The organism is Haladaptatus sp. T7 (assembly GCF_026008575.1).
GTDB classification, from domain to species: Archaea; Halobacteriota; Halobacteria; order Halobacteriales; family Haladaptataceae; genus Haladaptatus; species Haladaptatus paucihalophilus.
This window is the reverse complement of sequence record NZ_BROP01000009.1, coordinates 34,486-59,761: the sequence shown is the minus strand read 5'-3', so window position 1 is coordinate 59,761 and position 25,276 is coordinate 34,486. Positions and strand designations below refer to the sequence as shown.

General features: G+C 50.9%; 25 protein-coding genes. 12 read left to right on the top strand and 13 right to left on the bottom strand.

What is annotated here, in order from left to right:
* Positions 1-746: 746 nt before the first annotated feature.
* Positions 747-1,202, bottom strand: a complete 456-nt coding sequence (locus OPC11_RS20180; RefSeq protein WP_264783147.1) for a hypothetical protein — start codon at positions 1,200-1,202, stop codon at positions 747-749.
* A 336-nt stretch (positions 1,203-1,538) separates the two neighbouring features.
* Entirely contained in the window at positions 1,539-1,778 is a 240-nt protein-coding gene (locus OPC11_RS20175; protein WP_253234971.1) for a hypothetical protein, read from the bottom strand.
* Between the two features lie 331 nt (positions 1,779-2,109).
* Between OPC11_RS20175 and OPC11_RS20170 the strand changes: the two genes are divergently transcribed.
* The 4 genes from OPC11_RS20170 (at position 2,110) to OPC11_RS20155 (ending at position 5,895) form a co-directional block, all read left to right on the top strand.
* Complete coding sequence (locus tag OPC11_RS20170; RefSeq protein ID WP_264783146.1) at positions 2,110-2,529, top strand: hypothetical protein; 420 nt, start codon at positions 2,110-2,112, stop codon at positions 2,527-2,529.
* Between the two features lie 126 nt (positions 2,530-2,655).
* Positions 2,656-3,258, top strand: coding sequence for a helix-turn-helix domain-containing protein (locus OPC11_RS20165; protein WP_264783145.1), 603 nt, complete (start codon positions 2,656-2,658; stop codon positions 3,256-3,258).
* On the top strand, positions 3,259-3,801 hold the full coding sequence (locus OPC11_RS20160) for a hypothetical protein (protein WP_264783144.1): 543 nt from the start codon (positions 3,259-3,261) through the stop codon (positions 3,799-3,801). It abuts the gene before it with no gap.
* Between the two features lie 867 nt (positions 3,802-4,668).
* Positions 4,669-5,895, top strand: a complete 1,227-nt coding sequence (locus tag OPC11_RS20155) for an orc1/cdc6 family replication initiation protein (protein ID WP_264783143.1) — start codon at positions 4,669-4,671, stop codon at positions 5,893-5,895.
* Positions 5,896-6,236: 341 nt separating this feature from the next.
* On the opposite strand, the gene OPC11_RS20150 is transcribed toward OPC11_RS20155, so the two are convergent.
* From OPC11_RS20150 to OPC11_RS20135, 4 genes are all read right to left on the bottom strand, one after another.
* Positions 6,237-7,487, bottom strand: a complete 1,251-nt coding sequence (locus tag OPC11_RS20150) for a transposase (protein ID WP_264783199.1) — start codon at positions 7,485-7,487, stop codon at positions 6,237-6,239.
* A gap of 557 nt (positions 7,488-8,044) precedes the next feature.
* A complete protein-coding gene (locus OPC11_RS20145) occupies positions 8,045-8,434 on the bottom strand; it encodes a hypothetical protein (protein WP_264783142.1) in 390 nt (129 codons plus the stop codon).
* Positions 8,431-9,273, bottom strand: coding sequence for a ParA family protein (locus OPC11_RS20140; RefSeq protein WP_264783141.1), 843 nt, complete (start codon positions 9,271-9,273; stop codon positions 8,431-8,433). Before OPC11_RS20140 ends, OPC11_RS20145 begins: the two co-directional genes overlap by 4 nt.
* 167 nt (positions 9,274-9,440) lie before the next feature.
* Positions 9,441-9,896: a helix-turn-helix domain-containing protein gene (locus OPC11_RS20135; protein ID WP_264783140.1), complete on the bottom strand. Its 456-nt coding sequence runs from the start codon at positions 9,894-9,896 to the stop codon at positions 9,441-9,443.
* A 134-nt stretch (positions 9,897-10,030) separates the two neighbouring features.
* Between OPC11_RS20135 and OPC11_RS20130 the strand changes: the two genes are divergently transcribed.
* The 3 genes from OPC11_RS20130 (at position 10,031) to OPC11_RS20120 (ending at position 13,790) form a co-directional block, all read left to right on the top strand.
* Positions 10,031-10,882 (top strand): geranylgeranylglycerol-phosphate geranylgeranyltransferase, encoded by an 852-nt coding sequence (locus OPC11_RS20130; protein ID WP_264783139.1) that lies wholly within the window; start codon positions 10,031-10,033, stop codon positions 10,880-10,882.
* Between the two features lie 233 nt (positions 10,883-11,115).
* Positions 11,116-12,147: an ArsR family transcriptional regulator gene (locus OPC11_RS20125; protein ID WP_264783138.1), complete on the top strand. Its 1,032-nt coding sequence runs from the start codon at positions 11,116-11,118 to the stop codon at positions 12,145-12,147.
* Positions 12,148-12,935: 788 nt separating this feature from the next.
* Entirely contained in the window at positions 12,936-13,790 is an 855-nt protein-coding gene (locus OPC11_RS20120; RefSeq protein WP_264783137.1) for a hypothetical protein, read from the top strand.
* Positions 13,791-15,404: 1,614 nt separating this feature from the next.
* Here OPC11_RS20120 and OPC11_RS20115 read toward each other — a convergent pair.
* A complete protein-coding gene (locus OPC11_RS20115; protein ID WP_069450037.1) occupies positions 15,405-15,755 on the bottom strand; it encodes a winged helix-turn-helix domain-containing protein in 351 nt (116 codons plus the stop codon).
* A 106-nt stretch (positions 15,756-15,861) separates the two neighbouring features.
* On the opposite strand from OPC11_RS20115, the gene OPC11_RS20110 reads away from it, so the two are divergent.
* The 4 genes from OPC11_RS20110 to OPC11_RS20095 all read left to right on the top strand — a co-directional run bounded on the left by OPC11_RS20110 (position 15,862) and on the right by OPC11_RS20095 (position 19,129).
* Complete coding sequence (locus OPC11_RS20110; RefSeq protein ID WP_264783136.1) at positions 15,862-16,668, top strand: DsbA family protein; 807 nt, start codon at positions 15,862-15,864, stop codon at positions 16,666-16,668.
* Entirely contained in the window at positions 16,665-17,201 is a 537-nt protein-coding gene (locus tag OPC11_RS20105; protein WP_264783135.1) for a hypothetical protein, read from the top strand. The genes OPC11_RS20110 and OPC11_RS20105 overlap by 4 nt, the downstream gene beginning before the upstream one ends.
* A gap of 366 nt (positions 17,202-17,567) precedes the next feature.
* On the top strand, positions 17,568-18,083 hold the full coding sequence (locus OPC11_RS20100) for a thioredoxin domain-containing protein (protein ID WP_264783134.1): 516 nt from the start codon (positions 17,568-17,570) through the stop codon (positions 18,081-18,083).
* Between the two features lie 509 nt (positions 18,084-18,592).
* Entirely contained in the window at positions 18,593-19,129 is a 537-nt protein-coding gene (locus tag OPC11_RS20095; protein WP_264783133.1) for a thioredoxin domain-containing protein, read from the top strand.
* A gap of 65 nt (positions 19,130-19,194) precedes the next feature.
* Here OPC11_RS20095 and OPC11_RS20090 read toward each other — a convergent pair whose 3' ends face one another.
* The 6 genes from OPC11_RS20090 to OPC11_RS20065 form a co-directional block, all read right to left on the bottom strand.
* The gene (locus OPC11_RS20090) at positions 19,195-20,292 is read right to left on the bottom strand and encodes an MBL fold metallo-hydrolase (protein ID WP_264783132.1); all 1,098 of its coding nucleotides are present in this window, start codon (positions 20,290-20,292) and stop codon (positions 19,195-19,197) included.
* A gap of 261 nt (positions 20,293-20,553) precedes the next feature.
* On the bottom strand, positions 20,554-21,057 hold the full coding sequence (locus OPC11_RS20085; protein WP_264783131.1) for an SRPBCC domain-containing protein: 504 nt from the start codon (positions 21,055-21,057) through the stop codon (positions 20,554-20,556).
* A complete protein-coding gene (locus OPC11_RS20080) occupies positions 21,054-21,392 on the bottom strand; it encodes a metalloregulator ArsR/SmtB family transcription factor (RefSeq protein WP_264783130.1) in 339 nt (112 codons plus the stop codon). The genes OPC11_RS20085 and OPC11_RS20080 overlap by 4 nt, the downstream gene beginning before the upstream one ends.
* 590 nt (positions 21,393-21,982) lie before the next feature.
* Positions 21,983-22,555 (bottom strand): TetR/AcrR family transcriptional regulator, encoded by a 573-nt coding sequence (locus OPC11_RS20075; protein ID WP_264783129.1) that lies wholly within the window; start codon positions 22,553-22,555, stop codon positions 21,983-21,985.
* A gap of 139 nt (positions 22,556-22,694) precedes the next feature.
* Positions 22,695-22,916, bottom strand: a complete 222-nt coding sequence (locus OPC11_RS20070) for a hypothetical protein (protein ID WP_264783128.1) — start codon at positions 22,914-22,916, stop codon at positions 22,695-22,697.
* A 182-nt stretch (positions 22,917-23,098) separates the two neighbouring features.
* Positions 23,099-24,157, bottom strand: coding sequence for a hypothetical protein (locus OPC11_RS20065; protein ID WP_264783127.1), 1,059 nt, complete (start codon positions 24,155-24,157; stop codon positions 23,099-23,101).
* Positions 24,158-24,372: 215 nt separating this feature from the next.
* On the opposite strand from OPC11_RS20065, the gene OPC11_RS20060 reads away from it, so the two are divergent.
* Complete coding sequence (locus OPC11_RS20060) at positions 24,373-25,011, top strand: SDR family oxidoreductase (protein WP_264783126.1); 639 nt, start codon at positions 24,373-24,375, stop codon at positions 25,009-25,011.
* Positions 25,012-25,276: the final 265 nt, after the last annotated feature.

Sequence of the window (25,276 nt, the reverse complement as noted above, 5' to 3'; positions counted from 1 at the left end):
CGTGAGATTCAAGCCGTGAAACGACACTTCCTTCCCCAATGTATCGGAGTGTCTCATCGTCATTTTCGTCCCAGATTCGGTACACGCCGACCTCTGGAACGGAACTAGCAGAGAGACTACTAAGCCGTTGAACTGGCGTCCAATCTAAGCCCATCCAGCTACCACTCTGGGGATTACGCCAGTTGTCCCAAGATAGCGATGGCGCATGATCACTCCAATCATCGTGTTGAGGTCGGCGCTCAAACGCCCATGGTGATCGTTCAGTAGCCAATCGATGGAGCGCGATGAGTGCTGCTTCGATACCCCGTCGTTTCCATTTTCCATGCTCCGCACCTCGAGGAGTGGCATACGAAACCTGTAGTTCGTGATCACCAGCACGCTCACAAAGGCGAACGAGGCTCGGGGCGGCAGTGTGCGGTTCGCCTTTCGGATCCGGATTTAACGCAAGTGTTTGCTTATCAGCATAGACATTGTCAGCAAGTGCTGGAAGTCGTCGGCCATTGAGTCCCTTCTTCTGGCCTGTTTCGCCGATGTATATCAGCCCTGCATAGTTAGCGTGACGAATACGATAGACTCCTGGAAGGTACGGTCGTTTTACGGACCGGATCAAGTTGAGCTCGTGCCATCGAGACCACGACAACCCAGCCCAGTCAACACACTGCGTCGCTGCAGACGTCAGCTCCTCCCAATCGATTTGAATCTCCTGCATCATCGTTCGTCTTCATGACGAGAGATTTTTCGGCAGTTCATGGAGAAGATGTCTCTTGGATGTATTCCTCGAACGTATCGAGGAAGGAAGGGTCATATGTTTCATCAACGTGGTTTACGTTCCATAGACCCGATTGACGGATTTTCTCACTTCGACTGTATTTCCCTAGCCAGTCATCGGAACGCGAATCAATCGGATCCTGTTGATAGTTGCTTAACAGTGCAATCGTATTCCGTTCGATGTAGGCCCGCTGGCTGTCTGCACTGGGTTCGTCATCCACGTTAAGCCAGAGAAAGGGAAGTTCCCGAATGTAGCCACTCACTTGCTGTTCCATCTCGAGTTCTTCCAATCGAAGGTCTCGTTTTGCAGTCGATCCGTTGCCCCATTCTGGATACGTATCATTCAACTCGTCGCGGTCGATAATGGCCTCACCGATGCGTTTTCGGAACACCGAGCCACGATGATTGCCTCCGTTTTCGTACGTTCCACTCACTGCTCCACGGTGTGTTCTGAGTCGATCCCAAAGTGATGTGCTACTGCCTTCTGAGACAGCATGTGTCCCGATACGAGTTATTCGAAGGCAATCAGTTGTCTCACATGCTTCATCAGACGCGTAAAAGAAATAGACACCTCGATCAGGCCAATCCATGTAGCCAGTGCAGTTTTCGAGTATTTGTTTTCCACCCACGCGGTCTTCAAGCCGCGAAAGCAAGGAGTAAAAGCGACCGGTATCATCCTCTCGTGTCATTGATACCTATCAGTTGTCGAATCCTAATACAAGAAGTTTCACATTGATACTAAATGGTTTGATCTCAAAATGAGTCCAGTTTTACTGATCAGAGCCGTAATCAGTGAGTCGGAGTTTCTCCTCGACTTCGTAGAGGTGGCCCTTATTGTACAGTCGTTCGATGATATCTTCGGCAGCAGGCCGCTCAAGATCTTCTTTCTCCTTTAGAATCGCATATGCTTGCTCGTAGGTGAGTTCACCACCGGGTGGGATCGTGCTCGCGAGTGCCTCAAGTGCTTCTTGCGCAAGTGGTGTGAGTGGCGACGTCTCGTTTGGACCCATTCGTACTCCCAAATTCGAGGACGCGATAGGTAAACCCTCGGACAGAGTCCACTCGTGACACTACCTATCTCATTGTGACAAGGGGAAAAAGCAGACGCCATGGGAACATGGGTTGGGATGAGTACGAGAACCCACATCGCCTGCTGGGTTACGCTGACTGCACTCAACACTTGGTACCCGACGGGTAAAGACTTCAGCCAACCAGAGTGGAAGTGAAACTGAGAACATATGAGAGGGTTTGAGACCCCAACGCTTCTCACGAACAATGCCGAGTCAAGAATGCATCTTCCAAGGCGAATCTTTTTGGGTTAGTATGGAATACTAACCCATAATGCCCAACAAGATCAAACGGTCCGGCGATGGCTTTGCTCTCCAGGTCACAAAGCCTGCCCGAGCCGCTGGACTTGTCGAAGAGACTGACGATGAGCCCACCCGTCTTGCAAACATCCGCGTATTCGCATTTGACGGCCTCCTTCTTGTCGTCGACCTCGACCGCATCACCGATGAGAATATCGTCGAACTCGCGACGTCAGCCGCTTTAGACACCGTCTCGATCCACCGAGTTGCAAACGCCTCACTCCAAATTGCAGGCAATGGGTACCAGGTGCAACTCCCCGGTGCTGCAGATGCAGGATTTTACATTGGTGATCAAGCGCCCTGCACGCCAGCGCCAAATCTGCTTGTAGTTGCAGCCGAAGGATCCGAACGAGTGGCAGCCGATATCGTGACGATTCGGCGTGAGCAAGTCTGAAATTGGCAAACTACTCGGTGTCCTGGTCATCTCAACTCGAACAGTCCACTTCCCCCCGTACAAGCGTAGGTAACCCACGTTTGAGGCTGCGACAGAACTATACGTTTTCCGCGGAAAGTGGAAAGTATGGCGGCAACCAAACGCGATACCCATCCGATCGACACGATGCTTGCGATTTCGGATGTGCTTACCCACCCACGGCTTGCCCAACTCTACACACGTGTCCGAGAACGCGATACCGCAACGGTCGATGAACTTGCAGCCGGTCTCGACAGCTCCTCAACGACGATCTACGAGGATGTGAATCGGCTCACTGACATGGGTCTACTCGAACGCGTGACTGAGACGCAGCCCCATCGCTATCGAGCGCCGCATCTCTCGATCACCGTGCAGGCTGATGAGGGCTCGTACGAGATCACACCAACACTGATCGCCGCTCTTGCCCGCAGCACGGACAATCAAAATCTCGAACTCTACCGTGATCGCCATGGCACTGCAGGACTCGCAATCGCGACCGAGTATGCCCGTGCGTACGTCAAAGGCAAGATGACGTCACGAATCATGGCTCGTGAGTTGGATCTCTCTGTACTCGAGGCTGAAACGATCCTCCAAGAACTCCGCGAGATCATTGTCGATGTAGAGCCGGACGCCCAGGACGATCTGGATCTCGATGCAATCGATGCAGAGGTGAATCTCGGCGACGAAGATCTCTCAGAGCACCCTGAATAAATGTCTCTCTCAATTATTCCGGATACCGAGGCCCATATCGCCGACACTAATCTCTTCATCGCCTTTGGTCGCCCTGAGTCTGGCCGATTCGCGCTGCTAGAGCGTATTGCCCAAGAGCACGATATCGTGTTCACGATTCCACAACGAGTGTACGAGGAGTTGGGTGGTGGACCAGATGGATACACGACAGCAGATGAGCCGATCGATCTAGCACTGGATCGTGGTTGGGCAACCTTCGCGGATGAGATTGCGTATGCGAATCCGGTCGTTTCGAGTACGATGGATATCGTGCAGCGCTATATTGCGACTGCAACGGAACAGGACGCCGATACGGTCGAAAAGGCTGACTCTGCAATCGGTGGTGTCGCAGCACAGCTCCTCGATCAAAATAAGGCGAAGTCGGTAACGGTCTACACCGCCGATAAAGCTGCTCGCCGTGGAATTGAGGTTGCACTCACAAAGCACGGGTACGGTGATCGAATCAAGACCGTCGATACATTCGCGCTTCAACGTGAAGCACGAGAGAAATACGAATCTCCGTAACGTCTTCGTCACTTCCTTTGCGGTAATCGAAACCGTCTCTGTGTTTCGTCGAAAACAGATGGCACGAGCGCATGCATACGGTGGAATGGAAGGTGCCGTGACCTCATTACTTACCTCGCCGAGAACGAAGTTGCGTCAGTTCGTGATCTTGCACGACAACTCAATCGCGATAAGGGGCAAGTGAGTCGTGACCTCGAAACGCTGACCTGCCATAGTGGGGTTAGAGTTGGCGTCGCCCTGGATATTGAATGAGCAAGCCGTTCTCTCGCCCTTTTCCTTGGCGCGATAGTATTGAGTATCACCTCGGCTTGCTCTACTTAGCGAGGCCACACCACCTTTGCACGTGAACGAAAACGACATTCCGTGAGCAGAACACACCACTCTTGCATGTGAACATCGTCGCATGACCAATTCAGACAGAGTACTGGAACCAGAGAGACACCACTCTTGCAAGTGAAGCTAGTCGCAGAAAGGGGGAGGTGATGAGAAATACATCGAAACCACGGATACAACTGAACGGGAGAATGATTTACATCAACATACTAACAAAAGAAGCAGTCGCACACCACTGCTGCAAGTGAACTCACGAATGACTGTCGGTACTGACCGAAGAAGACAGATTCACGGCGACTATAACAATTCCCGGAGATTCAAAGGATAAACGCTGTGTATCGTCCATTTTCACTTGAATCGGTGGTGTGTTAGACGTTATGTCAACGCTTTAGTTGTAATTGTGCACTGTTGTTCTCTTACTAGACTCTCTTTTTCTAGCTTCACTTGTAACAGTGGTGTGTGTCTGTGTTACTGTTCACTTGAATCAGTTGCAGCCATGGTTTTATATGGATGGAACATAAGTATTGAGACAGAATGCGGCGGTTCACCCGAAAACAAAATATTTTCACAAACAAGGACGCGCTCAACGAGTCCTATCAACCCGAGCGTATCCAAGAACGCGATGAGGAGATTGACGCGTACATGAACGCTCTACAACCCGTCGTCGACGGATGGGAGCCAAACAATATTTTCGTATACGGGAATACAGGAGTCGGGAAAACTGCAGTCACCGATTTCCTCCTTGATAGACTCCGTGAAGACATCGAACAGTACGACGACATCGACCTCCATGTACTCTCTCTCAACTGTAAAACACTCAACTCATCCTATCAAGTTGCTATCGAACTAGTGAACGAACTCCGACCTGAGGGGGCCGAAATCAGTTCGACAGGATATCCGCAGCAAACTATCTTTAAAAAGCTCTACACAGAACTCGACAAGCTTGGGGGAACTGTCCTCATTATCCTTGATGAGATTGACTCTATCGGCACTCGTGACGAACTTCTCTATGAACTTCCTCGTGCGCGATCAAATGACAAGCTCACCGAGACGAAAGTCGGCCTGATCGGTGTGAGCAATGATTTCAAGTTTCGAGATCGACTCGATCCTCGTGTCCAAGACACGCTCTGCGAGCGTGAACTTCATTTCCCGCCGTATGACGCGCCTGAGCTCCAGAATATTCTCGAGTCTCGCGTCGATGTTGCGCTTGCAGAAGGGTCTCTCGAAGATAGCGTCCCACGTCTTTGTGCTGCGCTCGCTGCCAAGGATAGTGGCAGTGCTCGTCAAGCACTCGACCTGCTTCGGCTTGCAGGAGAGCATGCTGAAAACAACGACGACGACGTCATTACAGAATCACATGTCGAGGCAGCAAAAGAGATGCTCGAACAGGAGCGCGTTGAAGAAGGTATGCGAGAACTAACCGTCAACGGCCATTTCGCTCTTCTAGCAGTCGTCTCAATGGCTGCAAAAGGTGATACGCCATGTCGTACTCGACGTATCTATGAGGAATATACCGACCTCTGTCAGTTCGCAGGCGTCGATCCACTCGCTCAGCGGTCCGTACATAACCATCTGTCTGATCTTAGAATGCTTGGTATTCTGACTGCCGAGGAGAATCGGAGTGGCTCCCGTGGAAATTACTACAGTTATGCACTAGACGTTCCCTTCTCTAGTGCGCTGTCAGCGCTCTCTGATGTGCTGTCTTTAGAGGATACGTTGACAAAGTTAGAAACACTTGCACAGCAAAATGACGCTTTGTAGTTCCCATTTTCACTTGCAATAGTGGTGTCTGACGATGGCAGATTAGTAGTACCGGTCTGATTGCGTGAGATCAAAAGTAATCATTTGTTCCCCGAACCATAACCGCTGATACTGTAGCGGGATTCCCGCGAGAGATGTACAATGGAAATGACGATAGGAATGGCTATGGGTATTCCTATAGGATTATCCATAGGATGGGGGAATTTCTTCGCTGAAGGGATATCTATTTAGTCAACAGAACACCGTCTTCTTCGCATAATCACGAAATCGTTTGTGTTGAGTGACATCCTCCCCGCGGTGAACGGCGGGGCTTCCCGTGCCGCGTTGGGATATTTGATGGTCTACGACACAACCTGTTCCCGCGGGGCGAACGTCCCACTTTCTGAATCGAACAGGTGTACCGATGGCTGTGCCACACAGCCGTTACTCCTATCCTCGCCGTGAGGACTCGGAGTTATCTTCTGCCGCATATTCTCTGCCCCGTTGCAATCCGCATTCCCGACCAATCCACACGACGAACAGACGTACAACCCACGGTGCTTCCGATTTGACTTTGTGTCGTCACCACACCGTGAGCAGGTCTTCGAGGTGTTCCACTCGTTCTCTTTCAACACCTTGACGCCGCGTATCTCGCCTTTGTATTCGAGGTACTGGTAGATACGGTCGAACGCCCACGAGTGTAACTTCTTGTTCCCGGTCTTGCCCCAATCAGACTCACGAACGTTCTCGGGCCAGCTCACCGTGAGCGTCCCAACATCGCGTTCGACACACTCGGTGATGATGGCGTCCGTGAGGGTGTGGTAGAAGTGGGTTTCCCGGTCAGCGAGTTTCCTGCGTGCCCATATCGACTTCTCTGACGGGCCGTCCTCGCCCTCGGTGTCGTACTCGGCTCGCTTGAAGTAGTGCTTGTCTTGCTTGAGCGAGTTCCCGGGGTAGAGGACATATTCGTCAGGGAACGCGACCGTGGCGATGTTCGTGATGCCGAGGTCGATTCCTGTCACTTCGTCGCCTGCTGAGTCGTTGGTTTCGTGTTCGATTTTGCAGACGAAGTGGAGTTCCCACTCATCGCCGTTCCAGACAGCACGAACGTTTTGCACTCGGTTGACTTCGGAGAGGTCAACGTCGGGGCGGGTCTGGTACTCACAGAGAATGAAGTCCGACCAGTTCTCTTTGAGATTTGAGCCTTTCGAGAGTCGGACCCGGTTGTTTTCTGGGTCGTGTTTGAACCCGTCTGCTTTGAACGTGACCGTGCTTCGCGGTCGTTCGTTACCGTGTTTGCGGTAGTCGGGCGGATTCGCCTTCGGGTCTTTGTGTCGCAGATCGAACCATGACTGGAAAGCGTCGGAAAGTTCTTCAATGACTTTCTGACTGGATTGCGCGTTCAAATCTTTCCAGCACTCGCGGGTCTTCATATACGCTTTCAGCACACCTTCATCGGGGATTTCTCCTGTTGCGTTCCAGATGCGGTCGGCTGTCCATCGTGCGACGTTCCAGATTTTTGAGGCGGAATCTCCGAGCGAATCGAGGCCATCACAGACCTGCCGGTGGTTCTGAATGGAACCAACGTAAGTCCGAGTGGCCTTAATCGCCATACATAGTCTATCTAGATAAACCAACTTAAATATGTGGGTCATAGTGAATATCCTGTCTGCTATCGACGGTGGTTGGTGTCGAAGTTGTCGGATTCACTCCCGCCGTAGACGGCGGGATTCTCTCCTCGCAGAAAGATAGACAAAATCGCTGTTAGTATAATATACTATCCAGTGGTTCTCTTGTTGACCTTCGATCGGTTTTCTTCCCAGTTGAGCGGTCACCGATTGTCTATAGGATATGCTATTGTTTCAGCCATAGTTTTCCCTATTGCTATTTCTAGGGTATATTCTATAACTGAGTGAGTATGCGTTCCTATGGTTGGCCCTATTGATTGTCCTATAGGTGAGATTCAGACAATACATCTCTCGTCATATGGCTATAGGATATACTATAGTTCGTGTTTGATTACTATCGTTTTCTAAATGATGACCTTGATTTTCGTCACCCGAATGTTAGCCGACTACAACATATCCTATAGTTGTACCTACTACTATCGCTAAACCTTATTCAATAGAACTGGCTATGGAAATTCCTATGGCATTTCCTATGTTAATCCCTATAGGCGTCGTGCAGACTCTGCTTTGGCGTCTAACCACGTTTCAACAACATCCGGTGCCGCTCGTTGAAGCCCCGCCCGAATCGCTAGTCGGAGTACTTCACTTCGATCTACCGCTTCCTCATTGATCTCCCGTCCAAGTTCTTCTTGCAGTCGTGACCCGACGTCTTGTTGAATCTCGGGATTTGATTCGAGTGCAGAAATAAGGGCTGCCGTATCGCCATCCCAAAACGAGACTGTCTTCTGCCGATCTCCATTCTCAATCTCAGAGAGCACTGCGAGAATATCTTCACGGAACGATTTTGATTCTGATTGTTTCGCTGATTCTTGGTTCCGATTCCCGACCTGCGTCTTTTGTTTGAGTTCCTCAAGATCGACGTCTTCGCTCATTGTTCCTCCAGTCGAGTGACGAGCTCAGTTGCATTTTCTCGATACGCTTCTAACGCACGAGCGGCCGTCTTTGATGGTTCTTCGAGTGCAAACGCTGTTTGGCCGTCTATCTGTGCATTCACGATATCTTGCGAATAATTGACCTGCCGAGGAGCAATCGCATCCGGGTAGTTCTCGGTGAACGTCTGCTTGAAATGCTTGCCAGCGTTCGTACGCTCATCAAGTTCGTTGAGAATGAGCATCGTCAGCTGAATGTCCGTATCTTGCTCCTCTCGGATTTCGTCTAAATCGTCGCGTAATTGTGCCGCTTGGCCTTCTTCGAACGGTCCTGCTTTCACAGGCGCGAGTACGTTCTTTGCGGCCCACAGCCCATTATAGGTGATGTTGGATGTGCTTCCTGGCAAATCGAGAAGCACGATGTCGTAGTGGCCATCAATGAACTCGGTGAGGAACGTGTCGAGGCGAGAGTATCGTTCCTGCGTATCATCGATGTTTCCGAGCATACTATCTAGTCCATCAAGTCCCTCGTGTGCCGGGATCAGATCAGGACCCTCTCCAGTTTCGAGAACAAGTTGATCAACAGCGTCGTCAATTTGCTTGGCGATGATATTCCATTCATCTTGGAACACGGTCGTGATGTTCGGCCAATTCTCCTCGTTCGCTTGTACCTCGTCCCAAAGACCAAAGTGCTTCGCGAGGTCGCCTTGCTTTCCGGCGAGATCGATAAGGAGGACGTCAAACCCATCCTCCTCGAGAGCAACGCCAAAATGAGCAACAGTGGTCGTCTTTCCGACTCCTCCTTTGTCAAGGAACGACGCAATACGCATTGTATTCAGCATCCTATTTGCCTATTGCATATCCTATAGGCATAAAACTGCGTCAGACATATGGCTAATCATATAATATTGTCTATTCTTATTCCTATAGCCTATACTATGGCTATTCCTATAGGATTCTCTATTTGGTGAACAGTGGTCTCCTCTCACCACCTATCGTACTGTACTGCTTAGCAGACACTGGACTCGTTCACACTGAGTTGCGAAAGTTGGGCCACTACCACATCTGTCCAAGTGTCTATCTCCTGCTGTAGCCACTCTGTGGTTTCTGCGAGTGGTTGAGCGACATGCAAATACTTGACACCACCACTACTGACAGTACGCGGATAGCGAGTGACCAAGTCCTGGTCATACAGTGGTTGCAGTTGCTTTCCTACCGTACTCTGATCACGATCGAGAATTTCCGAGATTTCAGCGATCGTACTGCGGGGATTATCGAGAACGGTGAGGTATACACGGAATGCTGCTTTATGGACTCCACAGACCGTGGCCATTGTCTCCGTGAGTTCTAACTCAGATTTTTCATCTAGTAATTGCTCGAATCTGGCTACACGTTCAGAGGTGTCCTCACCACGTCCATCAGTGAGTATTGCCTTCTCAGTCGTATCGACATTTTCCGCCTTCATATATAAGAGGATTAGTGACGTCTAATAGTTCTTTCTCACACACCGACTAAATCATCCTCAAAAATCCGCTCTATTCCGATTTTGACGATACATAATTCGTACTCTTTATTGGAAGGCCACAGCAAATCGCAGGTGTGTCCCATGCCGAACGCGTTCAAGCACTCTTAGAACTCACCCGACCAGGGAATGCTATTGCAGCTGGAGTCTTGACGTTCATCGGTGCATTCGTGGCTGAAGGTACTGCTATCTTCAGCAATAGCGGGGCAATTGGTGCAGCCATCATCACAACGATTCTTGCAACCGGTGCGGGAATGGCCATCAACGACTACTTTGACCGCGATATCGACCGCATCAACGATCCTGAGCGACCAATCCCTCGTGGTGCAGTCGCCCCCAGAACAGTTCTCATCTTCAGTCTCGTCCTGTTTGCTATTGCCGGAGTGCTTGCCTTCCTACTTCCATTGCTAGCGGCAGCGATCGCGGTCGTGAACCTTGTTGCCCTCATCATGTATACGGAGCTTTTCAAGGGATTGCCCGGCGTCGGGAACCTGCTCGTGAGTTATCTTGGGGGGAGTACGTTCCTCTTTGGTGCAGCAGCTGTTGGCAAAGTAAACACGCCAGTTATCGTGTTATTCCTCTTAGCAGCGCTATCGACGTTTGCTCGAGAGTTAATCAAAGACATCGAAGATATCGAAGGCGATCGCGAGGAAGGCATGAAGACACTGCCAATCACTATCGGACATCGACCTTCATTACTGATCGCTTTAGCGGTTTTACTCATCGCGGTGCTTGCAAGCCCTGTCCCGTACCTTCTTGGGATATTTGGAGTCGCGTATCTCGTGCTAGTGACGCCAGCTATTCTTGTGACGATTTATGCGGGATACTTGAGCTTTGATAATCCGTCGGTAGGACAATCAATCCTCAAATATGCAATGTACATCTCTGCGGTGGCGTTTATCGGCGGGCGAATTACTCTCCCTATTTGATGGCTTGGAATTTGATTTATCTTTGAATATGTTGGAACAACCCAATTGTTAGACTTTAACCAAAATGAGACAGGTATTTCTTGTCGATTTAAATTTCATACATTGAATAGCAAATATCTAAAAGAAGTAGAGCGAACTCTTCCACAGAGATCTCTGTGAATTCCACTTGTCGCCAAGCCACAAACCCGCTTACAGGTGAAGAATTGGTCGTACGTGATGTAATCAATGAGACCGTGGATACTACGCGTCTTTCGGTACTTCGTGCCCTCTGTTCGCTTGGAAACCCTACTACACGGACTGACATTACTACTCATGCCGAGATCTCTCGGCAAGCTGTTTCGAATCATCTTGCGGTTCTTCGAGATCGAGGATTTGTCCGAAACCATGAAACGGTGATCAAATTTACTGCTGGCGGTCTTCTGCTCTTGGACGTCATTGAAACGTGCCTCCAAACGATTCCACTCCAAGAATTAGCGTTTCTGACCCGATCCGATCACCCGCTCAATATTCTCCAAGAGCTGAAAGATGAATCTTATCGACTCACAGATCTACACGCTGTAGTAGGCGATCCACCCTCACAACCTACGATAAGACGAGTCCTCGGTGATCTTATAGAGTTTGGATGGACGGAGGACCAGGGTGGCAAACAAAAGATAACAACTGCCGGACAAGACGCTTTGAATGAATACCGAAAATTGTCGCTCGCAGTACAACAGCTAATTGAAAAGGCACCTTGGCTTCAGCGCCTTCCTCCTGAAGACGCCACTTTCCCTATCCATGCGCTCGTGGGCGCCAAACTGATCGTCTCAAATCCTGCTAACCCTGGGTCGGTACTTTCGACAGTTTTCAACCTCTATGATCGGGATACCAGCCGATTTCGAGGACTCTGTTCAATCTATCATCCGGTTCTATTCAGTGCGTATCGGACAGCGTACGAATTACTCAACTTTAGCATTGATAGCGAAATCATCTTTGATTGGCCCACATTCGTGAAAATCGCTAATACGAATGACACCCACTATATTCTCGATTCTCTGGATCTAAGCGATTACGATATATATGCACTTGATTATGCGCATACGTTAGGCATCGGAATTTACGATGATCGACGAGTTGCAATCGGAGCGTACAATGAATCCGGCAATGGTAACCATGTCGCAATGATTATCAGTTCCAATGAAAAGTTGGTTGATTGGGGAATCGGTTTGTATGATTCTTACCGTGAGCAATCCATTCATGCCACCAAGATTGATCTAAAAAGGTAGTTGATGGTACTCAGAAGCTCTTTTACAGCAGATGGGAAATTTAGGAACTTCTCGCCAATGTGTTAGCAGTATTTTCAGTGTCCTACACACTTTAACACCGTAAACGGCGGTGACGATATTACCCCCCAGTGAGAAGCGATAGCCACGCCGGAGGTCATTTCCCGACCCGGTGGCCTGGACGTCTCGTCACTTGATGCTATCCGGGCGACGAAAGAGAACCGCATGGCTCTCGGGTCAACTGTCGCCGGTGCGCAAAGCAGCGAACGTACGTGGGTCCAATCACTTGTTCGCGGACGCACCGGCCACCTCTGGCACAGAACACATCCAAGCACCACGCTTAGCTATGTCCCAGAGTACCCAAAGCTTCGAAACCAGTTCTTGTAAAGGTTCCCCGCTGCCGGGCACGCAGTGCCGACTAGACCAGTGGACAGACACGACAGACAAGAGTAAATCGTGTCTATCCAACCAACCTACGTCGAATGTTTGCTTTTCAACGGCACTCTCGTCGCTGACGACAGCCGACGAACTCGAGCGGCATCCGTACCGAGATCCAGATCGATTGCAGACGGCCTACGAGCAAGCTGGAACAATCGCTGGCACCGCCGCCCACTTTGACATCTCAGAAACGACAGCCCGCCTATGGCTGATTATTCACGAGATGTACGATCCCGAGAAACAGGGACTTTCCCAAGTCGCTAACCGACTGGAAGATCTGTTACCCGAGGATCTTGGACTTTCCCCACTGGGTGAGTGCCGATGAGCACCACGGATTTCGGAGGTGAATACTGATGTCGATCGGACTGTCGCCCGACGAAGTTGACGAGAACGCGGTCTCGGACAATGACTTTGCCGCTGCAATGGGGATGGACCTGCAAGAGCCGAGCACGTCGAACACGGGCACAACCGAACAGGAGGTCCCAAGTCGGGAAACGATGTGGGCGATGATTCAGCAGCAGGCCGAACAGATCAACACGCTTGAACAGCGCGTTGCTGACCTCGAAACGGCTACTAAAAAGGCGAGTACGTCACGGACGGATCTCGCCGCAAACGCTCACGAGGCGAACGAGAACGCAAAGACTGCGCGGGAGATATCGAAAGCGGCCACAGCGAAGGTGAGCCAACTCGAAGCCCAAATCGAAGACGATGGTGAATCGTCGAACACCGCTTGTCTACCAGGTGACGTCGATCCGGCTACGTCCCCCCTGGATCTGTACGCGAACTGCTCGCCGTACCAAGTGAAACAGCGGCTCGTAGACGAGACGAACAAAAAGAACTCGTGGCGTGCAGTGACGGCCGCCCGACGATGGGACGAATTCGCCACGCGACGGAAAGACGGCTCGGGCGTCTTCTGGACGCGTGCAGATTTGAAGCAAGCGATCACTGCCATCGATGGCGAGAAACCGCACGGGACGACGATCACTCGCGTGTGGGACGCACTCGTCGAACTCGGTGGGTCGGACGTGATAGTCAAAGAGCGCCGTGTGAGCCAGCAACAGGAGAAAATCAAGATCGTGGCAATGGACATGGATACAGTTGAAGGGCTGAAGGAAATGCGGTATCACGAGTTCGATCTCCTCGAGGATGTCGCGGTCACGGGTGGCGTCACACCTGTTGTGACCGGACGTGACGGTAGTGGGGTGTGAGAACAGCGAGAAAACAGAACACGGTTGATACGTTGGACGAGACGTGACGTGTAGACTGCCTCTGGTTGCGGCTTGGGGTGGTTCCTCACGTCTCCGACGCTTCTTATTCGAGTCACAACTAAGAAAAAAGCTCAATTTATTCAGAAGTGGTGTAGGTGTATGTTACAGCTACCTCGTGGTTTCGCTTTCGTGTCCGGTCACAACGGGTGTGACTTGTCATCCCCTGGGTGATTTGCTGAATTCAGTCGCGTTCATGTTTTGAGGGCGCTTCTGTTTAGGCAGCTATCGGTCAAGGAGCCGTGCCAGCGGGTTGCCTTACTCGTTATCATCTGGTAGTTCTATGATTCGGTCGTTTTTCTCATTGAGGGTTCCGGCGCCTGGTTCATTCGATGTAGCGATATACGATTTATGAGTCTCTAAACTGCTGATATTGTGTGATAGTGGGCTTCTATCGGGTGATTTTATGGAGAGTGGTGGCAACCCGTCCACTGCCGCATAAGACTATAAGCGGAAGTGAGAACACCACGGTACCCCCAAACCAATCTATGTGCAACTCGTAATTTCTGCCCAGCACGATCGCTACGGCTGCCGAGTTTGGTCGAGAACACCAATTTTTACAGAGATAAGTTAGTAAATTTGCTACTCATTTTCTGGGAGCGTCAATAGCATGAAGTCTTAGGTCGTCCCCGACTCGGCCGCGCATCCACACGATTCACAACTACGCTGAGATCGGTAGTACAGTAGTCCAGTGAAGAGCAACACCGAGACTACTCCTAGGAGGGGACGGTACGGATCGAGATACGTCATCAGCATGGAGCTGCCGAACAGCGCGAGTAAGAATACATTACAGATCGGACAGCTGAAGGCGAGGAAGCCAACAACAGTACTACCGATAGCCAAGCGGTCGTCACCAGGGCGATTTGTCGTGGGTTGTTGGCCAACGTATATCCCAACAGATAGTGACGTGAGAGCGAGAAATGTGTAATCGAATGGAGTTCGTGGAACCATCCGAGTGTACAGTGGATTTGAAAGGAGTCCTGTTACAACACCGAATAGGAGAAACGACCCGATGCTGACCGCCATTCCCCTCACAATTGCTGTGCGTGTCGACATCGGCTCAAACGACACGTAAAGTGGGTATAAAACTGAGTGACGATTTGCTGGTTCTGCAAAAGCACCCCTGTATTTAGAGGGTTTCTTATCATAATCTGTGATATGACGTTGGTGACGCTGCAGACCATTTCCTTGATGACCAGTACGCGTGATTTACTCTACTTGGCTATCTGAGTTAGCAACGGACTGTTTGCTTTTCAAATTGGGTTGCTATACTTCGTTGGTTGTGCGAAAATCGTCATCCGTACAACGAGTAGAGGACACATCCCATCCCCATCGCAACCAATACAGTTTGGGCAGCACCGAACGTAGTGGCCGAAATCTGTAGTGACTGTATAAGTGAACACCCCATCGTTCCCCCGATAGTAAGGAAAATAAAGCCGATTGCGACGAATAACATCGGCTCACTCTGGTTGCGACGGTAACCACGAAACCCCTGGTATGCAATAAGGAGCCCGAGTCCCATCACGAGTAATTTTCCGACGAACAGTTCAATACGCATTATCGATTCCCTCTCATTCCTTCCCACACTTGTGTAAATCGGTCGGCAGTATCACGCTCGGTGATGTGTACCGTCAGCTCCCCATCAACGATGTCAATCTCGACGTGCTCCACAGCGGCTTCGTAAACTGCCCGGTGATTACCATCCGCCTCCAACTGTGTCCGTTTTTCGACTAAATTCTCCTCCTCTAGATCATTTAACCGACGGTAGATGGTCGGGAGCGACGCATCGCATTCGGTGCTAAGAGTCTGGGCTGACATCGGTTGGTTACTTGTTTTCGTGAGGATCGCACGGGCGTACTCATCGTCCAGCAAACTGAACAAGTCGGCTGGACTCGGGTCCTCACTCACACTCGAAGTAGGAATGGTGTACCTTTAAAAGGTAGTGAGGTACTTCTAATCCTGAAAACGAGCGGGTGGACTATCACCTCTCCGTGTTTCGCTTGAGCTACCGATTATGTCCGACAGTGCCGATAGAACTGGCCGGCGAACATTCCTCGGAACAACCGGAATACTACTCACCGGGTTAGCAGGATGTACGGATACCAATGCCGGGTCTGAGGATATAACTACGTCAGAGCAAACAGAGCAAAGTACTGCGACGGGGAGTACGCAGACTAACCAGACCACCCCGTCCACCGCTAAACCGCAATCGTTGGTGTATGCGAGCTCCGAAACGACCGAATTTGGGATTAACCTAGAAGGTAATCCCTTGATGGGATCACCTGATGCATCGGTGGATCTGTATTATTGGAGCGACTATCAGTGCCCATTCTGTAATCGATTCGAGCAAAATACCTTTCCGAAACTCCTCGAAGACTATATCAAACCGGGGGACGTGCGACTCGTCATCCTCGAATACGTAACCATCGGAGACGCCTCAAAGACAGCGGGTCGAATGGCAAAATGTGTTTGGCGGCAGGTCAAAGAGACCGATCCGAACGCATTCAAACGCTGGCATGCGTCGATATTCGACGCACAAAAGAAACCGAACTCAGGGTGGGCGAAAAAACGGAATCTGCTCGACATCACTGCAGGCGTACAGGGCGTCGACGCCGATGCAGTCGCATCGTGCTTACAAGAAAACGAACAGTCGTTGGCAGCGAGCGTTGCCGACGACAAAAAAGCCGGAAACGACAAAGGCGTCAGTGTAACACCGACATTCGTCTTCCACAACTCCGATTCGGGCGATGCAACGGCGACGATTCAGGGTGCACAACCGTACCCCCGCTTTGAAGCGACGATCGAAGAGGTGAGAAAATGAGCAGGGAAACGCGAGTCCATCGATGGGGTACGGATCTACAGAGTGCGCTTGCCTATCCCATGAGTTCAGCATCCCGAATTCTCGGTGCGATTCTCATCGCGCTCGTAACCTATGTCCTACTCATCCTCTCGACGTTTCCTGAGATGTCGATTCAGATGCTTGGGGCAGGAGTACAATGGTTTGACGACGCGATGATACTTCTGACCGAAAATGTGCTGGCAACGAATGGGTGGTTCGGTCTTGCGCTCATTATCTCGTACGCGGTGCTAACCGCTGTCGCCATCGTCAACGTGACTGCCCAAGTGAGTGTGACTGGCGTGTCCAGCCTGTCGGATTTGCTCGGTGTATTACCAGGTCTCGTTGCATCGGGATGTGCCAGTTGCGGTGCCGGGTTGCTCGGATTCCTTGGATTTGCTGGTGCCCTGGCCGCAATGCCGTTCCATGGAGATTTACTTCGGGTCGGTGGTATTCTTCTCCTCCTTGGATTCCTTGTCCGTGCCGGCGACCCTCGCGAATGTCGACTCAACATATAAACGATTCAATCATGATCCACACCAAATACGAAAGAACTGTCGGAGATCGGCATCGAATCCGGAACGCAAGCGAACAGCACAGTGAAATGGAATTAGGAAAGAGAGAGTACAATGCGTGATACTAATGGGCCACCGTCCCGACGCCTATTTCTCGGGAGTGTGGCTGGATCCCTATCCGCGATAACTGGTTGCACGAGCATTTTGCAGTCGTCCAGCAACGATTCAGATACTGGGAGTAACACCACCAGTAGGCACAGTTCGAACGACAACGGAACCGCACTACTGTACGCGACAGAGGAGACGACAAAATTCGGTATCGATTTGCAGGGCAATCCAGTTATCGGGTCAGCAGATGCACCACTCGATATGTACTATTGGAGCGACTATCAGTGCCCATTTTGCCAAAAATTCGAGCAAAACACCTTTCCCAAACTCCTCGAGGACTACGTAAAGCCGGGAAAGGTCAGAATTGTGGTCCTTGATAAACCCTACATTGGCCAAGCATCAGAAACGGCGGCTCGGATGGCAAAATGTGTGTGGCGGACGGTACGCGACGAGAACCCTGATGCATTCAGACGATGGCATTCGTCGATGTTTGATGAACAGGGAAAAGAAAACTCGGGATGGGCTCAGCGGTCGAACCTGTTGGAGATAACGGACAACGTTCGAGGTGTCGATGCTACCGCCGTTGAGTCCTGTATGAAACAGAATAGAGATGCTGTGATTGCAAGTATCGATGCCGATGTCAAGGCATCTGAAAAGAACGGTCTTCGAGGAACACCCGCTTTCATTATCTTTGATCGGGAGTCGACGAAGGCAGGCAAAATCGTCGGCGCACAGCCGTATTCGCTCTTTAAAAAAGGCCTTTCGGAAGATCAGTGACGCATGAAACCTATCGTCTGTGATCGATGGACGATACGTTACTGAACCTTCCTGCCCCAGTTCTGTAATACCATGTACGCAGAAACGATGGAAGCTGTGACTTTCACTTTAAAAAACACCGGCTAATTTCTCGATGAGAAACTGCTCATCCGAGTTTATTTATATTTCTAACAAGGATTAAACGTAGAACATTCCATACAGAATAGAGACGAAATATCATTCTAAACATGAACAAATCACGGCGGAAATTCGTCCAACTAACGGGGGTAACGGCGGTTGCATCGTTGAGTGGCTGTACAAGCCTCTTCGGCCGTAATAATACAACATCGACGACAACCGGTAATCAGCCGACGTAAACCCGGCATACGACTGACGGAGAACCGACATCCACTACACCAAACACGACGACGAACACTACAACAACAAAGAAACAGGAAGTCAAGGCAGCACCCGGTATTATCAACCAAGCATCTGTCCCAGATCGACCGACCCGATTCACGTACGCACATATGGGGGCAAACGATGCACCAGTGACAGCGACTGTGTATGGTAGTTGGAAGTGTCCCTATACACAAGAATTCGTAGAAGGATATTTGCAAACAATAATCGAGAAATTCGTTCGCCCTGGTGACGTTCGGCTTGCTTTTCGAGAAGTCGCGTATGACGAGGGAGAGCCATTTCATGGACCTGATGAGCTCACTGCTGCCCACGCTGGACTGTCCGTCTGGAATCACTCACCCAGCGCATACTGGTCGTTCTTCGCCCGTATGTTCGCTAATCAACAGAGTACGACCGAGTCGTGGGCAACGACTGATCGACTAATGCAAATCGCGAAAGTTGCTGGCGTCTCGAACCGTGACAAGATCCAACAGGATATCAAGAACAATGCATATCAGCAAGAAATCAAGGCGATAATGCAGAAGGTGCACGAGTTAGAACTCGGCGCCGTACCGCGAGTTGTGGTTGGGAAGAGCATCACAGCGCCGACCGTAGATGCTGGCAATACAGAAGACCAGCTCGAGCAGGCGATTGCCGACAAAAAATAGTCAAAAAACGGATGGGAGTGGCATTTACCTCTTCTTCATCGATACTCGTTCCGATTCGGATTGCTTTACTGAGGGATAAACATGAGACCATCTCCGCTGGTCCCGGACGCCCCACTGTCTCCGTTCATCTTCGTTTCAAGAATGCGCCCGTCGGGGTACACATCGACGAGATCATTCGCAATCGCTATTGGGCCATCGTACTCGTCAATGATAATCTTTATTTCCTCACTGAGATCGGTGACTGTATCGCGGCTGATATGCGAGAGGACAAGCATATTTGCCTTCGCTTTTTGAGCGTTCATCCCAATTTCGCGGGGAGTCGAGTGAAGTACGCGCTTTGGTTCACTGCTGCCCATTTTCGATTCCGGTTCAAGCAGTCGATTCTGAATCATCACATCAGTTCCCTTCGCCAACGTAGGGACGTTTCCGAGCTTGGAACTATAATCTCCTGTAAAGGTGAACGAAGTACCCTGGTACGAGACACGGTATGCAAGTGACGGCATCGCACCATGCTTTGTCGGGGCCGCCTCAACGGTCAGCCCGTCTTTGGAATACACCCTCTGAATCTTACCCGGGCTGTCGGTTGGTGCGTCGATGTCGTGTGCCTTAAGACGTACATTCGTTCCAAGGTACTGTCCAACGAACTCCCGAAGATAGCTGTAGGTACCGCTACTCCCATTGAACATTTTCGAGGCCCATTCTTTCATGCCGGGACGTATTCCTTTACCCGAGGGGCCATAGATCTCCCATGGGCGACCGTCTCGTCCTTGCTGATAGGCCGCCTTAAGAATCGCAGGGAAATCAACAGTGTGGTCGATGTGAAGGTGTGTGAACAGCGCGAGGTCTAATTTCGTGATATCGGTCTGTGTCTCACTAATAGCCGATGCCGTCCCGCCGCCAGCATCTACCAGCAATTTCGGTTCGCCATCGATGTGTACGACATAGCCGACCGACGAGCGTCCATTTTTCAGCGCCGATGCCCCGGACCCAAGAACAGTCACGTACACATCCGCGTCTTGCTGGGTCCTCTCGGAGCATGAGTCGTCGGATTGCTCTGCGCCCCCAGTACTACTGAAACCGGCAGCCGTTAGTCCTGTCGCTCCTGCAGTTTTGAGAAATGTTCGTCGTTCAGTCCCGATACGAGCGAGATTTTCTAAACTCATTGCGTTGCGTGGGTTGATGCCGATATGAGGTGAGTCTTACAATCGGTTTCTGACTTAGAAAATGCTCCAACCCATATAAGTATGAAATGGAAATAGTCGGATTTTAAATTGATATAATGTAGAAACTACAGCCACATTACCGAGTTAGCCATTTGCTGTCTAAATATATCCCATAGGTCTGGACCACGGTAGCGCACATGCCCACAACTGATTAATAAACGGAAGTGAGGCCCGTACGGCACCCTCGATAAGATCTATGCGCTACGCCTCCTCAACAACGTCCGCGAGGTTTCCGAGGGAGTCATTCCATCCTTCGTTGGCGTCCTGGGGTGGGATGTTTTCGGGGATTCCTGCCTGGTGAGCAGTGACTTCGGTCCCGCCGGAGACCTTCTCGAAGGTGACCATGGTCGTCATCTCGCCGGCCATTCCCGGATCGTCGGACTCGAATTCCTCGGTGTAGACGATCCGGTCGCCAGGGGACAGCTCTTCGTATGTCCCGTGGAACGTGTGAGCGTATGGTTCCAACTCCTCGATGTCAGCAGTGAACGACATATGGAAGGTGCCGCCCTCCGTGGCGTCGAACTCGTGAACCTCGGCTGAGAAGCCCTCTGGCGGGAGCCACGTCGTGAGTTCATCGGGATCGACAAAGGCTTCGTAGACTCTCTCTGGTGTGGCTTCGATCACGCGGTTGACAGTAATACTTTGATCTTCATCCGTGGTGGCCTCTTCCCGCGATTCTCTTCCGTCATCAGTGTTGTCTCTCATTGGTCTTCTTGCTCCAGATGGTCGGACAACGCGTCGAAACGATCCTCCCAGAGCACACGATACCGGGTCAGCCATCCGAAGGCTTCACTCAGCGGCGCGGCATCAAGGTGACATCGTCGAACCCGGCCGTCCTTCTCGATATCAAGCAAACCCGCATCTTCTAACACATGCAAGTGCTTGGAAACTGCCGCCAGTGAGACGTCGTGTGGTTCAGCCAATTCACCGACGCTTTCGGGGCCATCGGCGAGTTGTTCGAGGATCTCTCGGCGGATCGGATGGGCTAGTGCCTTGAAGATCGCATCGAGATCTAGGCCGTTCGACTGTTGTTCAACCATCCGGTTGAATATACAGTGTACTCTATATTAAACCTATAAGTTAAACAAAATGCCTTCGACGATTCAGGCGGAGAGAGCAGCTCTCCACAAAAATAAACGGAATTACGATTTTTTACACAGTATGGAGCGTATCTTCTGACGCCCAAAATCGCAAACAATAGTAGTCCCCTCAGGTTCCCTCGAGTCGATCACTGTGCATTTCGTGGTACATATTTAGCCTGCCAATTGGCGGTGATTCCGGCGATCGGATTCGGCAGCTCCGAACAATCGGGGAAAAGTAGTCCGTCCCCTGTCATTTCGGCGCGTTTTAAGATGCGTGATTGATTCTATAAACGAAGTAGAACGTACGACGGCGGCGAGGTTGAGCTCTCTAATTTGTCCAATTTGGGTGATTGACTTCCTGTGGGCAGTATAAGCGGCAGTGGAACTGCCCCGGTACCCTCAATGTTTTCAGCCGTGTGGGGAGGTTGCTGACGTACTCGTCACACCAGATAGCGGTGTGGGCTACTTTAACGAGGCTTAGTGCAAGGTACTAAGCTCTCGTTAGCGATGTTACCACCAAACTCTGCCACCGGAGCTTCGGTAGTAAGTTAATCTCTGTCTGGTTCGCGGAAAAGTTGAGGCAGAATGATGGCATCGAGTATTTTACGTCCATTCTCGACTGCCTCATCATCATCGAGACATACCTTTCGCATTCGGGACGTAGAGATGACCGCAAGAATGGCGTTTGCAAAGATGTCTGCATCGACCTCTCGAAAATCCCCCTCTTCGATACCCGTCTCGATGATGGCGATGAGAATCGCTCTGAGATGGTGGTAGTTCTCCAAAAGTAATTCTTGATGGCGTGGGTAATGGTGTGCCTGTGAGCGGAGTTCGATGAGCGCCGTGACAAATGCCCAGTGATCGAAATCATCGATGTCTGGCCCATAGAAAAATTGCTGAATGTAGCTGTGGAGTTGCTGTTCGGGGTCGACATCGTCTCCAACCGCAATACCACGCTCATATTCTTCCAGCAGATACTTGAGGACAGCCTCTATGAGGTCGTCTTTTCCGTCGTAGTAGTGGTTGATGAGCTGACGGCTCTTCCCGAAATATTCGTCGATATCGCGTACCCGGAGACGACTATATCCCTGTTCACACAAAGCACGAGCGGTCGCTTGCATCAGGTCCTCGTAAGTGTCTTCAGGAATCTGCGGTCTACTGGTCGTCGTCATATTCAATTACTATAACTTGAGGAGGTTGCCCCTGATAACGGTGTGGGATATTCAGTGCCATCGCTCATCGGACAGATGTGACGAATGCTCACACTCCACCTTTGATCTCGTCCCATAGCAAGGGGTACTTCTCAATTCGTCCCCACCCCTCCGTCTCTGTCATATCCTCCTCGGCAATCACGAGGTCGGTGAAGTACTGGTCCAGGACTTCGCGTTCCATTGCGAGCGGTGGAGAGCAGTAATCTTCCTCTACCCACACAGCCTCTCCCGTCTCCGGATCGAGACGTACGTTATTCAGTGATTTTGTCATTGCGTGCCGAAGGGATTCATTAGTTCGATTTCACCCTTGTCTAGCCGCCTTCGCAGGTCAGAAAGCCGGTCAGATATCGGACGGGCACGAACGAATCGATAGGCCATGTGTGAATTACGGGTTAGATGATGATAAGTGTGAGACACACCGTCGGATGAGGTGTTCAGAGAGTCCCGACCTGATTAGACTACAGATAGCCCAGTGGGGCCAACGTTGGGTCCTCGACGACCGGGGAACTCGGAAGCTATCTCTTCCCATTCGATATCGAGTCGGTCCCACGTTCCTCCCGTATCATCCGACCGGAATATCCCACGGTCTGTTAGAGCATAGAACACTCCCGGCTCGTCTTCATTCGTTGTGAGAACTGGAACACATGTCTCTTCTGCATTCGGCAGGCCTTCGCGACACTGTGTCCAGGCTCCATCGGAGTCTCGACGGTAGATGTACGACTCAGAGATTTTGGGGACGTGTGCCGCTTCGGGACTCTCCGCTGCACTCACGAGAACACGATCAGGATCTCCGGGATCAACGGCGAGTCCCCACAAATACTGATGTTTCAGGCCATCATTCGGGGTCCCCCATGTCTCACCGCTATCCACACTCTCGTAGTACCCTTGTCCAGGGAAAATAAACCCTAATCCATCGGCAGCATAGATTCGCCCCGGAGCATCGGCATGCAATGCAAACGTGTGGGCATCACGAGGACTACCAGGAATTCGATCGTTCCACGTCTCACCGCAATCAGACGACTGAACGAATGCACCTTGTTCGATCGAGACGTATACTCGTTCGTAGTCGTTCGGGTCAGTCTCGATCCAGCGAACGTGATGAGTCTCGGGTCGTGGCGGATATGACCAATCTGGTTCAGAGCGGAGGTCGGTCAATCCTGGCTTCTCGGTCCACGTTTTTCCGTCATCCTTTGAATAATAGATCGCAGTTGGTTCCGTTCCGACCCAAACTCCGCTCTGCCCTTCAGAACCCTTTGCTTCGTCCAGAGAGACCGCTGTGATTCTCTCGTGAGCGATTCCCTCTCCTATCCTTGACCAGGTCTCGCCACCATCTGTCGTCCGCCACAGACCATCTTCCGTGGTTCCACAGAAGGCGAGGTCTGGGTCTTTGGGATCAGCCACCACAGCACGTGGATATTTGCCATGTAGGGCTGTCTCTACTGTCCATTTGTCTCCCCTTTGCGTCGCCGTTATGAGCTGATCGGACACTGTTGCATAGAGCCGTTCTGCCATACCAGTACTGTAGGTACCAGAATCCAAGCAATTTTCCATATGGAAAACAAAGAGCGAAGTTGGACGGTTGCGATGAATTTGCACAAGGTACATACGTTTGTTTTCCGAATGGAAAATCAGTTATGACCGGACGGCAATTCCACCAGCAGCACCACCACCGAAGAGATAGTAGCGCTGAGGACAGAACATGCACAAATACGAGCGAAATGAACTGAATGATGAAGGTAGTAGTCTTCGGAGCCACGGGACGAACAGGACAGAGGGTGGTCGAGCGAGCAATTGACGACGGCCACCACGTGACGGGAATTGCCCGAACACCCTCAAAACTGGATCTGAAATACGAATCACTCGCCGTCGAACAAGGCGATGTCCTCAACTACGAATCGTTCGCCGATTTGCTTCAAGGCCAAGATGTTGTCATCTCTACGATCGGCAAGGAGAGCTACCTCAGCCGCGTGAACCTCTATTCTGAAGGCATCACGAATATCATACGTGCGATGAAGGAACATGGGGTCTCACGTCTTATAGCAATAACGTCGGGTGGTACGCATCCGGGATGGGACCGGAATAACGCCCTTTTTTATGAGGTACTCATCAAGCGCATCCTCTTACGTGGAGAGTATCAGGATATGCGGCGCATGGAAGCAATTATACAGGATAACGATTTGGAATGGACGATCGTTCGACCGTCCGGCCTCACTAACGATGAGGGGGTCGGAAACTATCGAACAGAAATTGGGTACAGTTTCGCGGAGAGTAATACGACGACGCGGGACGACCTGGCCGATTTCATCGTCGAAGAACTCGAGACTAACCAGTTTCCCCGAGAAGGTGTAGCAGTTGTGACCGTTTGATACAAATCGATAGCACATACTTCCGTTTTTAAGTAGACGTCACCGTCATAGGTTCGGAGTCTGACTGGATAGCGCAGTTCTACAGAGCTACGTTGACGACTACCTCCTTTTACACTCGGTCGTCGGTCGAGATAGTGTCCTCAGTCAACTGACTTTCTACAGCAGGTGATGTCTCATTCCTTGCTTTATTCGCTACGTAATCGTACTTTGTGAGCTCTAATTTTCATCCGCTGGGGACGGAGTATCCCGACAAGAAATTCATGTT

What these genes read in the sequence shown, in the direction of transcription:
- OPC11_RS20175 (WP_253234971.1), bottom strand. Translation starts at nt 1,778, where the DNA reads ATGGGTCCAAACGAGACGTCGCCACTCACACCACTTGCGCAAGAAGCA.
- OPC11_RS20170 (WP_264783146.1), top strand. Translation starts at nt 2,110, where the DNA reads ATGCCCAACAAGATCAAACGGTCCGGCGATGGCTTTGCTCTCCAGGTC.
- OPC11_RS20165 (WP_264783145.1), top strand. Translation starts at nt 2,656, where the DNA reads ATGGCGGCAACCAAACGCGATACCCATCCGATCGACACGATGCTTGCG.
- OPC11_RS20160 (WP_264783144.1), top strand. Translation starts at nt 3,259, where the DNA reads ATGTCTCTCTCAATTATTCCGGATACCGAGGCCCATATCGCCGACACT.
- OPC11_RS20155 (WP_264783143.1), top strand. Translation starts at nt 4,669, where the DNA reads ATGCGGCGGTTCACCCGAAAACAAAATATTTTCACAAACAAGGACGCG.
- OPC11_RS20150 (WP_264783199.1), bottom strand. Translation starts at nt 7,487, where the DNA reads ATGGCGATTAAGGCCACTCGGACTTACGTTGGTTCCATTCAGAACCAC.
- OPC11_RS20145 (WP_264783142.1), bottom strand. Translation starts at nt 8,434, where the DNA reads ATGAGCGAAGACGTCGATCTTGAGGAACTCAAACAAAAGACGCAGGTC.
- OPC11_RS20140 (WP_264783141.1), bottom strand. Translation starts at nt 9,273, where the DNA reads ATGCTGAATACAATGCGTATTGCGTCGTTCCTTGACAAAGGAGGAGTC.
- OPC11_RS20135 (WP_264783140.1), bottom strand. Translation starts at nt 9,896, where the DNA reads ATGAAGGCGGAAAATGTCGATACGACTGAGAAGGCAATACTCACTGAT.
- OPC11_RS20120 (WP_264783137.1), top strand. Translation starts at nt 12,936, where the DNA reads ATGTCGATCGGACTGTCGCCCGACGAAGTTGACGAGAACGCGGTCTCG.
- OPC11_RS20110 (WP_264783136.1), top strand. Translation starts at nt 15,862, where the DNA reads ATGTCCGACAGTGCCGATAGAACTGGCCGGCGAACATTCCTCGGAACA.
- OPC11_RS20105 (WP_264783135.1), top strand. Translation starts at nt 16,665, where the DNA reads ATGAGCAGGGAAACGCGAGTCCATCGATGGGGTACGGATCTACAGAGT.
- OPC11_RS20100 (WP_264783134.1), top strand. Translation starts at nt 17,568, where the DNA reads ATGTACTATTGGAGCGACTATCAGTGCCCATTTTGCCAAAAATTCGAG.
- OPC11_RS20095 (WP_264783133.1), top strand. Translation starts at nt 18,593, where the DNA reads ATGGGGGCAAACGATGCACCAGTGACAGCGACTGTGTATGGTAGTTGG.
- OPC11_RS20090 (WP_264783132.1), bottom strand. Translation starts at nt 20,292, where the DNA reads ATGAGTTTAGAAAATCTCGCTCGTATCGGGACTGAACGACGAACATTT.
- OPC11_RS20085 (WP_264783131.1), bottom strand. Translation starts at nt 21,057, where the DNA reads ATGAGAGACAACACTGATGACGGAAGAGAATCGCGGGAAGAGGCCACC.
- OPC11_RS20080 (WP_264783130.1), bottom strand. Translation starts at nt 21,392, where the DNA reads ATGGTTGAACAACAGTCGAACGGCCTAGATCTCGATGCGATCTTCAAG.
- OPC11_RS20075 (WP_264783129.1), bottom strand. Translation starts at nt 22,555, where the DNA reads ATGCAAGCGACCGCTCGTGCTTTGTGTGAACAGGGATATAGTCGTCTC.
- OPC11_RS20070 (WP_264783128.1), bottom strand. Translation starts at nt 22,916, where the DNA reads ATGACAAAATCACTGAATAACGTACGTCTCGATCCGGAGACGGGAGAG.
- OPC11_RS20065 (WP_264783127.1), bottom strand. Translation starts at nt 24,157, where the DNA reads ATGGCAGAACGGCTCTATGCAACAGTGTCCGATCAGCTCATAACGGCG.
- OPC11_RS20060 (WP_264783126.1), top strand. Translation starts at nt 24,373, where the DNA reads ATGATGAAGGTAGTAGTCTTCGGAGCCACGGGACGAACAGGACAGAGG.